The organism is Streptomyces sp. NPDC088746, from assembly GCF_044751065.1.
Lineage (GTDB): Bacteria > Actinomycetota > Actinomycetes > Streptomycetales > Streptomycetaceae > Streptomyces.
The window spans coordinates 1,357,870-1,372,375 of the sequence record NZ_JBIVLA010000002.1; the positions used below are offsets into that span (position 1 = coordinate 1,357,870).

Genomic DNA, 14,506 nt, shown 5'->3' on the forward strand with positions numbered 1-14,506 from the left:
GACAGCCCTCAGAGACTGTCGGGCACCGTCTTCTTCACGGGCACGGCGAACGCGGACAACGGGGTGATGTCATGGGCGTACTCCGTCCCGAGCGTCACCTCGACATACGCCTTGCGGTAGGTGGTCGTGAACCGCGGGCCGGCGTCAGCGTCATCGGGTTGCTCCAGCAGCCAGTTGACGCCGTCCGCCTCGACGGCCTTCGACTGGGAATCATCCATCCTCGCGGGCCGGGGGACACCGCAGCGCAGTACGATCGCCCCGTCCCCCCAGCCGGCGGTCAGGTCCGAATCCGGTGAGGGATCACTCCGTTCCAGATCGTCGACGGTCTCCGGCAGCTCCTCGTGCAGTTCCTCGCAGTACCCGGCGGCCTCCGACGACGGCGTGGGAACCGCCACCGAGGGCTGGTCACCACCGCCGGAACAGCCCGCCACGGCGAGCACGCACAGGGCGGCGGACGGGGCGAGAACACGGGAACGGGGGGACCGGCGGCGGGTGTGAGTCACCGGACCAGCGTAGACAGGGGTCAGAGGTGGACGACCGGGCAGGTCAGGGTGCGTGTGATGCCGTCCACCTGCTGGACCTTGGCGACCACCATGCGGCCGAGGGCGTCGACCGTGTCGGCCTGCGCGCGCACGATCACGTCGTAGGGGCCTGTGACGTCCTCTGCCTGGATCACTCCCGGGAGCTTTGCGATGGTCTCGGCGACGATCGACGCCTTGCCCACCTCGGTCTGGATGAGGATGTACGCCTGTACCACGGAACCTCCAGGGCGGCCACGAGGATCATGTGGGGGAAAGGGACGCCACGTTATCGCGTTGCCCCGGGCCGCGGGGAGACCTGCGGGCCGGTTGACGCCCACAGCGTGGCGCACGCACCACAGAAGTTGACGTATCTCTTGACGGTACCGACAGCAGTTGGGGCTCGCGACCGCAAGCCCACCGGTGCGGAAGGGCGACAGCGACGCCCGTACGCCCCGGGGCCACCGGCTCCCGTGGGCCGTCCGCCCACGGTCCGGACCTCCGGCCGCTGAAGCAGCCCGGACAGGTGTCCGGTGCGATAGATGAGAGGTGAGACTCGGTGAAGGGAACCGTGGGCGAGTTGGGGGAGTTCGGGCTCATCAGAGAGCTCACGTCCCGGCTCACCACCACTCCGGCGGTACGGCTGGGACCCGGCGACGACGCCGCGGTCGTGGCCGCTCCCGACCGCAGGGTCGTGGCCAGTACGGACATCCTGCTGGAAGGGCGGCACTTCCGCCGCGACTGGTCGACGGCGTACGACGTCGGCCGGAAGGCCGCCGCCCAGAACCTCGCCGACATCGCCGCCATGGGCGCCGTGCCCACGGCGCTGCTGCTCGGTCTCGTCGTACCGGCCGACCTGCCGGTCACCTGGGCCGCCGAGCTGATGGACGGACTGCGTGACGAGTGCCAGGTCGCCGGAGCGGCCGTCGTCGGCGGCGACGTCGTCGGCGGCGACACCATCACCGTCGCGATCACCGCGCTCGGCGACCTGCGCAACCACGAACCCGTCACCCGGGCCGGCGCCCGGCCCGGCGACGTCGTGGCCGTCACCGGGTGGCTCGGCTGGTCCGCTGCCGGATTCGCCGTGCTCTCCCGGGGGTTCCGCTCGCCGCGCGCCTTCGTCGAGGCGCACCGGCGCCCCGAACCGCCGTACCACGCGGGCCCCGCGGCCGCCGGGCTCGGCGCCACGGCCATGACCGACGTCAGCGACGGGCTCGTCGCCGACCTCGGGCACATCGCCGAGGCCAGCAAGGTCCGTATAGACCTGCGCTCCGGGCTCATCGACATCCCCTCGCAGATGTCCGACATCGGCCAGGCCGTCGGGGTCGACCCCTTGCAGTGGGTGCTGACCGGGGGGGAGGACCACGCGATCGTGGCGACGTTCCCCGCCGACGTGAAGCTCCCCGCGCGCTGGAAGGTCATCGGAGAGGTCCTCAACCCGTCGGCGCTTCCCCAGGTCACCGTCGACGGAGCGCCCTGGACCAGCAAGGGCGGCTGGGACCATTTCGGATCCATCGAGGACGCCCAGTAGATTCCGGGGCATGACCGCACCTGCCCCGATACCGCCCCGTGTCCTCACCGTCGCCGGATCCGACTCCGGCGGCGGTGCGGGCATCCAGGCCGACCTCAAGACGATGCTGGCACTCGGCACCCACGGAATGAGCGTGCTGACGGCGGTGACCGCCCAGAACTCGCTGGGCGTGCAGGGCGCCTGGGAGCTGCCGGCGGACGCCGTACGCGCCCAGTACCGCAGCGTCGTCGACGACATCGGCGTCCAGGCGGTGAAGACCGGCATGCTGTCCTCGGCCGCCCTCGTCGACACCGTCGCGGAACTCCTCGCGGGGACCGGCGCACCCGTCGTCGTCGACCCCGTCGGGGTCTCCAAGCACGGGGACGCGCTGCTGGCCGCCGAAGCCCTCGACTCCGTACGCACCAAGCTGCTGCCCGTCGCCACGGTCGCCACCCCGAACCTCGACGAGGTGGCCCAGCTCACCGGCGTCACCGTCACCGACGAACCGGGGATGCGCCGAGCAGCCGCCGAGATCCTCGGCTACGGACCGCGCTGGGTGGTGATCAAGGGGGGCCACCTGCCCGGCGAGGCCGTGGACCTGCTGACGGACGGCAGCCAGGAGCACTGGCTGCGCGCCCCGAGGCTCGACAACCGGCACACCCACGGCACGGGCTGCACCCTCGCCTCCGCCATCGCCTGCGGACTCGCCAGCGGCCAGGACGTCCCGACCGCCGTGCGGGGCGCGAAGGAGTACGTCACCGGGGCGATCCGGGCCGGCTTCGCGCTGGGCGGCGGGATCGGCCCCGTCGATCACGGCTGGCTCACGCGCCCCACGGGCTGAGCACAGCAAAAAGCCGGTCCACCGAGGTGGACCGGCTTTTCGGGCAACCGGAAGGCTGCGCTACGACGAGACGTCAGCGCGCGACCTTGCCGGCCTTGATGCACGAGGTGCAGACGTTGAGCCGCTTCGGCGTCCGACCGACCACTGCACGCACGCGCTGGATGTTGGGATTCCAGCGACGGGACGTACGGCGGTGCGAGTGCGAAATGCTGTTGCCGAAGCTCGGCCCCTTGCCGCAAACGTCGCAGTTGGCAGCCACGGGTCACTCCAAAGACTTCAGATGCACTTACAGTGAAATCCGGCGCGCCGGATTCATTTTACTGAAGTGGCGGTACCGGAGGAATGGCCCGACTTTCGTCGGGCAACCGAAGCAGCATACAACGGCTGCGTCGGAGATACGAAACTACCACGGCTCCACGGGCTCTCCGTCCCGCACCTGCACCCGCCGGGCCCGCGCACGACGGCTACCCTGCGGTGCAGCCAGCCCCCCCACGGCCGCCCCAAGGAGGACCAACGGTGCCGCAGTCGCCCGACGATCTCGACGCCGTCGCGGTGCGCACCTGGTGCTCACTGGCCCTGGAGGCCCTGGGCCGGGAGCGGGCGGCCATCGACGCCATCAACGTCTATCCCGTCGCCGACGGGGACACCGGCACCAACCTCTATCTCACCGTCGAGTCGGCGGCCGCGGCCGTCGAGGCGGTCTTCGCCGCCCATGAGACCGGCTCCACCGTGCCCGGCCCCGCCGACGCGGTGCGGGCCATGGCGCACGGCGCGCTGATCGGGGCCCGCGGCAACTCCGGGACCATCCTGGCCCAGCTGCTGCGCGGCATGGCCTCCGTCCTGTCCGAGTCGGGTGACGCCCGTCACCTGCGGTCCGCGCTGACGGAGGCCGCCGCGGCGGCGCGGCTGGCCGTGGCCCATCCCGTCGAGGGCACGGTGCTCACGGTCGCCACCGCCGCCGCCGAGGCGGCCGGGGCCACCGCCGGGAGCGCCCGGCTCACCGAGGTGGCCGAGGCGGCGTACGAAGGGGCGCGCACCGCCCTGGCAGCCACCCCCGGGCAGCTCGCCGTCCTCGGCCGTGCGGGCGTCGTCGACGCCGGCGGGCAGGGCCTGGTGACCGTGCTCGGCGCACTGCTGGAAGCGGTCGGCGGACGGGTGCGGGAGCGCGCCGTCACACCCGCCCCCGACGTCCTTCCGCTGACCGGCGACTGCGCGGACGCGGGCCCGGACAGCGGACCGGCCTTCGAGGTCATCTACCTGCTGGAGGCCCCCGACGACGCGGTCGCCCGGTTGCGGAGCCGCCTGGACGCCCTGGGGGACTCACTCGTCGTGGTCGGCGGCGACGGCCTGTGGAACGTCCACGTCCACGTCGACGACGCGGGGGCGGCCGTCGAGGCCGGGGTCGAGGCCGGCCGGCCCTACCGGATCCGGATCACCCACTTCGCCGCCGACCGGGGCTCGGCCCACCGTGAACCCGCCCAGCGCGCGGTCGTCGTGGTCGTACCCGGCGACGGGCTCTCCGGCCTGTGCGCCGAGGCCGGGGCGACCACCGTGCTGGCACGTCCCGGTGAGCCGCCCGCCAGCGGCGAACTGGTCGACGCCATCCGCCGGGCGCACGCCCGGGAGGTGGTCCTGCTGCCGAACGACGCACAGCTGCGTCACACCGCCGCCGCCGCCGCCGAACAGGCCAGGGGCGAAGGCATCCGCGTCGCCCTGGTCCCCACCCGCGCCGCGGTCCAGGGCATCGCCGCGCTGGCCGTCCATGAACCCGGACGCAGCTTCGACGAGGACGTCGTCGCGATGACGTCGGCGGCCGGCGCCACCAGGTACGCCGAACTGGCCGTCGCCGAACGGCAGTCGTGGACCATGGCGGGCATCTGCCAGGCCGGCGACATCCTCGGCCTGATCGACGGGGACGTCGCCGTCATCGGTGAGGACGTCCCCGGCACCGCCCGCACGGTCCTGGACCGGATGCTGTCGGCGGGCGGCGAACTCGTGACGCTGATCCTGGGCGAGGACGTGCCCGACGACCTCGCCGACGAGCTGAGCGAACACGTCCGCGAGGGCTACCTCGCCGTCGACACGGTCGTCTACCGGGGCGGCCACCAGGCGGCGCCCCTGCTCATCGGTGTCGAGTGACACGTCCGGCGGGGCGGCGCACGGAGACATCTGTCAGTGGCGTGGTGTGCAATGGACCGCGTGTCCGCTTTCGATGAACCCCTGAAGAAGCTGCTCGGCGGAGCCACCGCGAAGGTGATGGCCGAACACCTCGACCTGCACACGGTCGGTGATCTGCTGCACCACTACCCGCGGCGGTACGAGGAGCGGGGCCGTCTCACGGCGCTCACCGAGCTCCCGCTCGACGAGCATGTGACGGTCGTCGCCCAGGTCGCCGACGCGCGGATCATGATGTTCAACAACGGCCGCGGCAAACGGCTGGAGGTCACCCTCACCGACGGGAGCGGCCGGCTCCAGCTGGTCTTCTTCGGACACGGCGTCCACAAGCCCCACAAGGAGCTCCTGCCCGGCCGTCGGGCCATGTTCGCGGGCAAGGTCTCCGTCTTCAACAGGAAGATGCAGCTGGCCCACCCCACGTACCAGCTCCTGGACGCGAAGGACAGCGACGAGACGGCCGACGTGACCGAGGCCGTCGACGCCTTCGCCGGGCAGCTGCTGCCGATCTACCCGGCCTGCAAGCAGCTCGACTCCTGGCGGATCGCCAAGGCCGTCGACACGGTCCTGCCCAGCGCGCAGGAGGCGGTCGACCCGCTGCCGCCGGCACTGCGCGAAGGACGCGGCTTCGTCCCCCTGCCCGAGGCGCTCCTCAGGATCCACCGCCCGCACACCAAGGCGGACATCGCGGCCGCGCGGGACCGGCTGCGCTGGGACGAGGCCTTCGTCCTCCAGGTCGCGCTCGCCCGCCGCCGCTACGCCGACACCCAGCTCCCCGCGGTGGCCCGGAGGTCCGTGTCCGGCGGCCTGCTCGACGCCTTCGACGCCAAGCTGCCCTTCACGCTCACCGAAGGCCAGCAGAAGGTCACCGGGGAGATCTTCGGCGACCTGGCGACCGAACACCCGATGCACCGGCTGCTGCAGGGCGAGGTGGGCTCGGGGAAAGCGCAGCCGCTCGACGCGCTGGTTCTGACCCCCGAGGGCTACAAGCCCATGGGGGCCGTCGTGCAGGGCGACGAGGTAGTGGTTCCCACGGGGGAAGTCGCCGCAGTCGACGGGGTCTTCCCCCAGGGAGAGCGGGATGTCTGGCGGCTTGTCCTGTCCGACGACACCGTGGTCGAAGCCGATGACGAGCATCTGTGGATCGTCGGGACCAGCTGTGCCTGGGCCCGCGGGGAAACGCCCAAGGTGATGACGACCCGCGAGATCAGGATGGACACGTGCGAGGCCAACGGGTCGTCCAAGTGGTATCTCCCGTCCGCCACACCGGCGGATCTCACATCGGGGTCGGAGCCGCCCCTCGACCCCTATGTCTTCGGACTGCTGCTCGGGGACGGCTCGTTCCGTCACAACCTGCTTCTGTCCACGGCCGACGACGAGATCCTGATGGCAGCGCGATCCGTACTGGGACCGGACTGCGAGCTGGTACCCGTGCCAGGTTCGACATGTGACTACACCATCCGGATGACGGGGGTCAGGAGCGGATCGCGACGGAACCCGGTCATCAGCGTGCTGCGTGCGCTGCATCTGTGGGGGGCTACGTCGCACCACAAATTCATCCCACCGGTATTCATGAACACGACGGTCAAGCATCGGCTTGCTGTCCTGCAAGGGCTCATGGACACGGGCGGGACCGTGGACGCTCAAGGGATGTGTGTTTCGTTCTGCTCGGCCTCGCGGCAGTTGGCCGACGACGTGGCCTGGCTTGTCCGTTCACTCGGTGGGCGCGCCCGGGTGCATCCGAAACAGGCGGCCTTCAACGTGTCGATCGCCATGCCTGCCGAGTACGTGCCGTTCCGGCTCACTCGCAAGGCCTCACGCATGCGGACCCGACCGAAGTACAACACGTTCCGGCGTGGAATTCGCTCGGTCGAGTACGTCGGGCGAAAGCCGGTGCAGTGCATCAGTGTCGCCCACCCGAGTCACGCGTACATCACCGATCACTTCACGGTCACCCACAACACGATGGTCGCCCTGCGCGCGATGCTCACCGTCGTCGACGCGGGCGGCCAGGCGGCGATGCTCGCGCCCACCGAGGTGCTCGCCCAGCAGCACCACCGGTCGGTTACCGAGATGATGGGCGAGCTGGCCGAAGGCGGCATGCTCGGAGGATCCGACCTGGGCACGAAGGTCGTCCTGCTCACCGGCTCCATGGGCACGGCGGCCCGCCGCCAGGCGCTGCTCGACCTCGTCACGGGCGAGGCCGGGATCGTCATCGGCACCCACGCGCTGATCGAGGACAAGGTCCAGTTCCACGACCTCGGCCTGGTCGTCGTCGACGAACAGCACCGCTTCGGCGTGGAACAGCGCGACGCGCTGCGTTCCAAGGGCAAGCAGCCGCCCCACCTGCTCGTCATGACGGCCACCCCCATTCCCCGTACGGTCGCGATGACCGTCTTCGGCGACCTGGAGACCTCCGTCCTGGACCAGCTCCCCGCCGGCCGTTCGCCGATCGCCAGCCATGTCGTCCCCGCCAAGGACAAGCCGCACTTCCTCAGCCGCGCCTGGGAACGCGTCCGCGAGGAGGTGGAGAACGGCCACCAGGCGTACGTGGTCTGCCCCCGCATCGGGGACGACGCCGACGAGGCCGGGAAGAAGGGGAAGAAGAAGGCCGCCCGCGAGGACGACGCGGAGAAGCGGCCGCCGCTCGCCGTACTGGACATCGCCGAGCAGCTCGCCAAGGGCCCGCTGGCCGGTCTGCGCGTCGAGATCCTCCACGGCAGGATGCCGCCCGACGACAAGGACGACGTCATGCGCCGGTTCGCCGCCGGCCAGGCCGATGTCCTGGTCGCCACCACCGTCATCGAGGTCGGGGTGAACGTCCCCAACGCCACCGCGATGGTGATCATGGACGCGGACCGCTTCGGGGTGTCCCAGCTGCACCAGCTCAGGGGCCGCGTCGGACGCGGCAGCGCCCCCGGCCTCTGTCTGCTGGTCAGCGAGGCCCATGAGGCGAGCCCCGCCCGGGCCAGGCTCTCCGCGGTCGCCGCCACCCTCGACGGCTTCGAGCTCTCCCGCATCGACCTCGAACAGCGGCGCGAGGGCGACGTCCTCGGCCAGGCCCAGTCCGGTGTCCGCTCCTCCCTGCGGGTGCTCAGCGTCATCGACGACGAGGAGGTCATCGCGGCCGCCCGCGAGGAGGCCGTCCGCGTCGTCGCGGACGACCCCGGGCTCGAACGCCTGCCGGAGCTGCGCACCGCGCTGGACGCCCTGCTCGACAAGGACCGGGAGGAGTATCTCGACAAGGGGTGACCGGGCGGATCCCCGGCGACGCCATATCGTGGGGAACACGGCACGCGTCCCGTCCTGTGTGCCCCCGCGACCCGAGGAACAGACACCCATGACCCGCGTGATCGCCGGCTCGGCCGGCGGACGCCGCCTGGCCGTCCCGCCCGGCACCGGCACCCGCCCCACCTCCGACCGTGCGCGCGAGGCCCTGTTCTCCACCTGGGAAGCGCTCCTGGGCACCCTCGACGGCGTCCGTGTCGCCGATCTCTACGCGGGCTCCGGCGCGGTGGGCCTGGAGGCGCTCTCGCGCGGAGCGGCCCACGCGCTGCTCGTGGAGGCCGACGCCAAGGCCGCGCGCACCGTCCGCGACAACATCCGCTCCCTCGGCCTGCCCGGCGCCGAATTCCGTGCGGGCAGAGCCGAACAGATCGTGGCAGGACCGGCACCCTCGGACCCGTACGACGTGGTTTTCCTGGATCCGCCGTACGCCGTCACCGACGACGATCTTGGGGAGATCCTGCTCACACTCCGTGCTCAGGGGTGGCTCACCGGCGACGCCCTCGTCACGGTGGAACGGAGCACCAGAGGCGGAGAATTCAACTGGCCCGAAGGATTCGAGCCACAGCGGGCCCGTCGATACGGCGAAGCCACGTTTTGGTACGGTCGCGCCGCCTCTACGTGCGAAGACGCACGATGACCGCACCGGAGAGCGAGGGAACCACGTTGCGCCGCGCCGTCTGTCCGGGGTCGTTCGACCCCATCACCAACGGACATCTCGACATCATCGGACGAGCCTCGAAGCTGTACGACGTCGTGCACGTCGCCGTGATGATCAACCAGTCCAAGAAGGGCCTGTTCACCGTCGACGAGCGGATCGAGCTGATCCGCGAGGTCACGGCGGACTTCGGCAACGTCGAGGTCGAGTCCTTCCACGGCCTGCTGGTCGACTTCTGCAAGCAGCGCGACATCCCGGCGATCGTGAAGGGCCTGCGGGCCGTGAGCGACTTCGACTACGAGCTGCAGATGGCCCAGATGAACAACGGCCTCTCGGGGGTCGAGACGCTCTTCGTGCCGACGAACCCCACCTACAGCTTCCTGTCGTCCTCCCTGGTCAAGGAGGTCGCCACCTGGGGTGGCGACGTGGCCCACCTGCTGCCGCCGACGGTCCACGAGGCCCTGGTGAAGCGTCTGGGCGAGAAGTGATGCGCTGACCGGCCGTCACCAGGTGTCGGACGGGAGGCGACTGGCCTTACAGTCGTCCCGTCCGTCTCCAACAGCAGCAGAGAGTGGCGAGCACACGGTGGACGTGCAGAAGAAGCTCGACGAGATCGTCGAAACGGTCGGGAACGCCCGCTCCATGCCCATGTCGGCCTCCTGCGTGGTCAACCGGGCCGAACTGCTCGCGATGCTCGAGGAGGTCCGCGAGGCCCTGCCCGGTTCGCTGGCCCACGCCGAAGAGCTCATCGGCGGCCGTGAGCAGCTCGTGGAGCAGGCCCGGCAGGAGGCCGAGCGGATCATCGAGTCGGCCCGCGCGGAGCGCGGCTCGCTGATCTCCGGCACCGAGATCGCCCAGCGCTCCCAGGCCGAGGCGGACCGCATCCTGTCCGAGGCCCGCAGGGAGGCCGACGAGGTCCGCGGCGAGGCCGACGAGTACGTCGACAGCAAGCTCGCCAACTTCGAGGTCGTCCTCACCAAGACCATCGGCTCCGTCGACCGGGGCCGCGAGAAGCTCCTGGGCCGGAGCGAGGGCCTCGACGAGCAGGGCTACGAGGACCCCGACTTCGCGGAGGCCCCGGAGCGCAGCGCCGACCCCGAGACGCTCCGCCGCCGCGCCGACGACTACGTGGACACCAAGCTCGGCGCCTTCGAGGCCGTGCTCGCGAAGACCCTGGAGGCCGTCGGCCGGGGCCGCCAGAAGCTGCACGGCCGGGTCGCCACCGACGAGCTCGGCGCGCACATGGCCGCCCAGGACGCGGCGGGTGGCCACCTGCAGACCAGCGACGAGGACCACTGGGCGGGTCTGGCCGCGCTCTCCACCCCCGAGCCGCAGCAGAGCCTCCGGCAGCCGTCCTACGCCGAGCCCGCACAGCCGGACTACACGCCGGCCGCCGACTACCAGGACCCCGCGCAGACCGGCTTCCCGGCCCAGGGGCAGTCCGAGCCGCAGTACGCGCAGACGTACGGCTACCAGGACCAGCAGCTCCAGGACGGCTACGGCTACCAGCAGCAGGACCCGTACGGCGCCTACCAGCAGCAGCCGTACGACCCGAACCAGCAGCAGGAGTACTGGCCGCAGCAGGGCCAGGTGCCCGCGCAGCAGGGCGAGAGCGCGCTCGACGAGACCAGCCTCTTCGACACCAGCATGATCGACCTGGAACAGCTGCGCCGCTACGAACAGGGCCGCTGACCGGAGCGGGGCGTACCGGATTGGGAGCTGGGCGGTACGTCCAGTATCCTGGCTCTTCGGTCGCGTGTATGTCCGCGATCCCGGCTGCCCTCTTTCCGTCAGGACAGGGGTGGCCCTCCCGAAGCCGCACCACGCACATGATCTCGAAAGCAGGAAAAGCCCTGAACGGCCACCTCGACCACCGCAGCCCTCTCGTGTTCGATACGCGCGAGCTGGGCCGGCGTCCTGGTGCCATGAAGCGGCTGACCCGCACGGTGGAAGCTCCGAAGGACCTCGGTATCGACGGGGTCATCGGTGTGCAGGAGAACGCGCCCGTGGCGCTGGACCTCCGCCTCGAATCGGTCATGGAAGGGGTGCTCGTCACAGGCACCGCCCGTGCGACGGCCGAGGGGGAGTGCGTAAGGTGTCTGGAGCCGCTGGCCCTCGAGGTCGAAGCGGACTTCCAGGAGATGTTCTCGTACCCTGACGCCGATGACCGGAACCGCAGCAGGACCGCGGACCCGGTCGACGACGCCGAGGACGACGAGGACAGGTTCTTTCTCGAGGACGACTCGTTCGACCTCGAGCCTGTGCTGCGTGACGCGGTGGTGCTCGCACTGCCGCTGCAGCCGGTGTGCAAGGAGACCTGTGCCGGTCTGTGTTCCGAGTGCGGAATCAGGCTGGACGAGAATCCGGACCACCACCACGATGCCGTCGACATCCGTTGGGCGGCACTGCAAGGACTCGCCGAGACCGTTCAGGACGGCGAGAAGGACAACATGGGCGGCGCCGAACCGGGCGTCGACGAGAAGCAGGAGAAGTAGCCGTGGCTGTTCCGAAGCGGAAGATGTCGCGCAGCAACACGCGCCACCGCCGGTCGCAGTGGAAGGCTGCGGTCCCCACCCTGGTTTCGTGCGAGCGTTGCCAGGAGCCGAAGCTCCAGCACATTGCGTGCCCGAGCTGCGGCACCTACAACAAGCGCCAGGTCCTCGAGGTCTGAGCGGCTGGTGAGAGGCCCGATGTCTGAGTTGTCCAGCTCCAAGAAGACAGACAACATCAACACAGCCTCGTCCCACACGCTTCTGGAAGGGCGGCTCGGGTATCACCTCGAGTCCGCCCTTCTGGTGCGTGCGCTGACCCATCGCTCGTACGCGTACGAGAACGGCGGTCTGCCCACCAACGAGCGGCTGGAGTTCCTCGGGGACTCCGTGCTCGGCCTGGTGGTCACGGACACGCTGTACCGCACCCACCCCGACCTGCCCGAAGGCCAGCTGGCCAAGTTGCGGGCCGCGGTGGTCAACTCGCGTGCGCTTGCGGAAGTGGGCCGCGGCCTCGAACTCGGCTCCTTCATCCGGCTCGGCCGTGGTGAAGAGGGCACGGGTGGCCGGGACAAGGCTTCCATCCTCGCCGACACCCTTGAAGCGGTGATCGGCGCCGTCTATCTCGACCAGGGCCTCAGCGCGGCCTCGGAGCTGGTCCACCGGCTCTTCGACCCGCTGATCGACAGGTCCTCCAACCTCGGAGCCGGCCTGGACTGGAAGACCAGTCTCCAGGAGCTCACCGCGAGCGAGAGCCTCGGAGTCCCCGAGTACCTCGTCACGGAGACCGGCCCCGATCACGAGAAGACCTTTACTGCTGCCGCTCGCGTCGGTGGTGTCTCGTACGGCACCGGCACCGGCCGTAGCAAGAAGGAAGCGGAGCAGCAGGCTGCCGAGTCCGCATGGCGCGAGATCAGCGCCGCCGCGGAGGCACGGGAGGCCGCGGCCAAGGCCGCTGCCGACGGAGGGATCGCTGACATCCCTGCCGACGACCCGTCGCCGCACTCGGACGCGGCTCCGGCCTGAACCGTCCGAGAGCCCCCCGGTGCCTTGTGCGCCGGGGGGTTCTCGTTGTCTTCCCCCTGTGCCGAAGGAGTCACCGTGCCCGAACTGCCCGAGGTCGAAGTCGTGCGCCGGGGTCTGGAGCGCTGGACCGCCGGGCGCACCGTCGAGGACGTCGAGGTGCTGCACCCGCGTGCGGTGCGCCGGCACCTCGCGGGCGGCCCGGACTTCGCGGCGCGGCTCCGTGGTCTGCGCTTCGGTACGGCGATGCGCCGCGGCAAGTACCTCTGGGTCCCCCTCGACGAGGTGGAGTCCTCGCTCCTGGGACACCTGGGCATGAGCGGTCAGCTGCTCGTCCAGCCCGAGGACGCCCCCGACGAGAAGCACCTGCGGATCAGGATCCGCTTCGACGACGCGCTCGGCACCGAGCTGCGCTTCGTCGACCAGCGGACCTTCGGCGGGCTCTCGCTGCACGCCAACACCCCCGACGGCCTGCCCGACGTGATCGCGCACATCGCGCGCGACCCCCTCGACCCGGCCTTCGACGACACCGCCTTCCACCTGGCGCTGCGCCTGCGCCGTACGACGGTCAAGCGCGCCCTGCTCGACCAGTCCCTGATCAGCGGCGTGGGCAACATCTACGCCGACGAGGCGCTCTGGCGCAGCCGGCTGCACTACGAGCGGCCGACCGCGACACTGACCCGCCCGAGGACGGCGGAGCTGCTCGGCCATGTCCGGGACGTGATGCGGGAGGCCCTCGACCAGGGCGGCACCAGTTTCGACAGCCTGTACGTCAACGTGAACGGCGAGTCCGGTTACTTCGACCGGTCGCTGGACGCCTACGGACGCGAGGACGAACCCTGCCGCCGCTGCGGTACGCCGATGCGCCGACGGCCGTGGATGAACCGCTCCAGCTACTTCTGCCCGCGCTGCCAGCGTCCGCCGCGGATCTCCTGACGCGACCGGCCGTCCCCCGCACCGTCGCGGCCACCGCGGCTCACCGCGACGGTGCGGACGGCTCGGAACGCGGACGGTGCGGATGGCTCAGAAGCCGAAGTCCTGCGTCCACCAGGGGCCGCCGGAGCCGAGGTGGACCCCCACGCCGAGCGTCTTGTAATCGCAGTTGAGAATGTTTGCGCGGTGGCCGTCGCTGTTCATCCAGGCGTCCATCACGGCCTGTGCGTCGGCCTGGCCCCGGGCGATGTTCTCGCCGCCCAGACCCTGCACACCCGCTGCGGCGGCACGGTCCCAGGGGGTCGCTCCGTCGGGGTCGGTGTGGCCGAAGAAGTCGCGGGCGGCCATGTCCTCGCTGAAGTCCTGGGCGAGCGCGGTCAGCGAGGCGCTCGTGGTGACCGGGCTGCAGCCGACCTTCGCCCGCTCCTGGTTGACCAGGGTGAGCACGGCGGCCTGAGCGGTGGTGGCGGACGGGCTCGCCGGGGCGGGGGCCTTGCGGCTCGGCGCGGCGGACGAGGTCTTCGGAGCGGCCGGCTTCCTGGCCGCGGGGCTGGACGACGTGGTCTTCTTCGGCTCCGGCGCGGGAGCCTTCGTGCGCTCCGGAGTCTTCGTCGCCGGTCTCGTCGCGGTGGCGGACGGCTTCTTGGCCGGCTTCTCGCTAGGGGTGGCCGAAGGGGACTTCGAGGGTGCGGCGGAACGGCCGGAACCCCGGTCGGCCTCGGCGGACGCGGAGGCGGAGGTGCGTCCGGTCGGCTCGGCGGAGGACTCGCCCTGGGTCAGCAGATCGGGAGCACCGCCGGCGTGGACCTGGTCGGCGGCCCCGCCCCCGCTCACGCTGTAGCTGTCACCGCCGGGCAGCAGGCCCGAGGCCACGGCGACCGCTCCGACGGCCACGGCCGCGGACACGCCGAGGAGCCCGGCGCGTACGGGTATACCGGCTCGCTTCTTCCGGCGCGCGCCCCGGGGCCCGTCCTCCGCGTGCGCCGCGTGCTGCTCAGCGGCGGGGGCCGCGCCTGCGCGTCGATGCCGTCCCATGCGCTGTGCCTTCCTCGTGCTCCGGGGCGTCATGACGACGTC

At 70.9% G+C, this 14,506-nt stretch carries 15 protein-coding genes; 11 read left to right on the forward strand and 4 right to left on the reverse strand.

Features of this window, described 5'->3' with window-relative positions:
- Positions 1-8: 8 nt before the first annotated feature.
- Together ACIP63_RS13725 and ACIP63_RS13730 are read right to left on the reverse strand one after the other, a co-directional pair.
- Positions 9-503, reverse strand: coding sequence for a DUF3515 domain-containing protein (locus tag ACIP63_RS13725; RefSeq protein ID WP_401514710.1), 495 nt, complete (start codon positions 501-503; stop codon positions 9-11).
- A gap of 20 nt (positions 504-523) precedes the next feature.
- Entirely contained in the window at positions 524-757 is a 234-nt protein-coding gene (locus tag ACIP63_RS13730) for an Lrp/AsnC family transcriptional regulator (RefSeq protein WP_056791028.1), read from the reverse strand.
- 320 nt (positions 758-1,077) lie between these two features.
- Between ACIP63_RS13730 and ACIP63_RS13735 the strand changes: the two genes are divergently transcribed.
- Together ACIP63_RS13735 and thiD are read left to right on the forward strand one after the other, a co-directional pair.
- Positions 1,078-2,049, forward strand: coding sequence for a thiamine-phosphate kinase (locus ACIP63_RS13735; protein WP_362931441.1), 972 nt, complete (start codon positions 1,078-1,080; stop codon positions 2,047-2,049).
- A 10-nt stretch (positions 2,050-2,059) separates the two neighbouring features.
- Positions 2,060-2,869 carry a bifunctional hydroxymethylpyrimidine kinase/phosphomethylpyrimidine kinase gene (gene thiD, locus ACIP63_RS13740; RefSeq protein ID WP_401514714.1) on the forward strand — a complete coding sequence of 270 codons (810 nt, stop codon included), beginning with the start codon at positions 2,060-2,062 and terminating at the stop codon, positions 2,867-2,869.
- Between the two features lie 73 nt (positions 2,870-2,942).
- Here thiD and rpmB read toward each other — a convergent pair whose 3' ends face one another.
- Entirely contained in the window at positions 2,943-3,128 is a 186-nt protein-coding gene (rpmB, locus tag ACIP63_RS13745) for a 50S ribosomal protein L28 (RefSeq protein WP_003965989.1), read from the reverse strand.
- Positions 3,129-3,385: 257 nt separating this feature from the next.
- Here rpmB and ACIP63_RS13750 point away from each other — a divergent pair, with 257 nt between their 5' ends.
- From ACIP63_RS13750 to mutM, 9 genes are all read left to right on the forward strand, one after another.
- Complete coding sequence (locus ACIP63_RS13750; protein WP_401514717.1) at positions 3,386-5,008, forward strand: DAK2 domain-containing protein; 1,623 nt, start codon at positions 3,386-3,388, stop codon at positions 5,006-5,008.
- Positions 5,009-5,059: 51 nt separating this feature from the next.
- Complete coding sequence (locus ACIP63_RS13755) at positions 5,060-8,293, forward strand: helicase-related protein (protein WP_401514719.1); 3,234 nt, start codon at positions 5,060-5,062, stop codon at positions 8,291-8,293.
- An 88-nt stretch (positions 8,294-8,381) separates the two neighbouring features.
- Complete coding sequence (rsmD, locus tag ACIP63_RS13760; protein WP_401514722.1) at positions 8,382-8,966, forward strand: 16S rRNA (guanine(966)-N(2))-methyltransferase RsmD; 585 nt, start codon at positions 8,382-8,384, stop codon at positions 8,964-8,966.
- Positions 8,967-8,992: 26 nt separating this feature from the next.
- Positions 8,993-9,472 (forward strand): pantetheine-phosphate adenylyltransferase, encoded by a 480-nt coding sequence (gene coaD / locus ACIP63_RS13765; RefSeq protein ID WP_041667884.1) that lies wholly within the window; start codon positions 8,993-8,995, stop codon positions 9,470-9,472.
- A 97-nt stretch (positions 9,473-9,569) separates the two neighbouring features.
- Positions 9,570-10,676: a cell division initiation protein gene (locus ACIP63_RS13770; protein WP_401514725.1), complete on the forward strand. Its 1,107-nt coding sequence runs from the start codon at positions 9,570-9,572 to the stop codon at positions 10,674-10,676.
- A gap of 137 nt (positions 10,677-10,813) precedes the next feature.
- On the forward strand, positions 10,814-11,479 hold the full coding sequence (locus ACIP63_RS13775) for a YceD family protein (RefSeq protein WP_401514727.1): 666 nt from the start codon (positions 10,814-10,816) through the stop codon (positions 11,477-11,479).
- Between the two features lie 2 nt (positions 11,480-11,481).
- A complete protein-coding gene (rpmF, locus tag ACIP63_RS13780) occupies positions 11,482-11,655 on the forward strand; it encodes a 50S ribosomal protein L32 (protein ID WP_003965982.1) in 174 nt (57 codons plus the stop codon).
- 19 nt (positions 11,656-11,674) lie between these two features.
- Positions 11,675-12,499 carry a ribonuclease III gene (rnc, locus tag ACIP63_RS13785; RefSeq protein WP_401514730.1) on the forward strand — a complete coding sequence of 275 codons (825 nt, stop codon included), beginning with the start codon at positions 11,675-11,677 and terminating at the stop codon, positions 12,497-12,499.
- Positions 12,500-12,574: 75 nt separating this feature from the next.
- The gene (mutM, locus tag ACIP63_RS13790; RefSeq protein WP_401514733.1) at positions 12,575-13,432 is read left to right on the forward strand and encodes a bifunctional DNA-formamidopyrimidine glycosylase/DNA-(apurinic or apyrimidinic site) lyase; all 858 of its coding nucleotides are present in this window, start codon (positions 12,575-12,577) and stop codon (positions 13,430-13,432) included.
- Positions 13,433-13,519: 87 nt separating this feature from the next.
- Here mutM and ACIP63_RS13795 read toward each other — a convergent pair whose 3' ends face one another.
- A complete protein-coding gene (locus ACIP63_RS13795) occupies positions 13,520-14,464 on the reverse strand; it encodes a CAP domain-containing protein (protein ID WP_401514736.1) in 945 nt (314 codons plus the stop codon).
- Between the last annotated feature and the right edge of the window lie 42 nt (positions 14,465-14,506).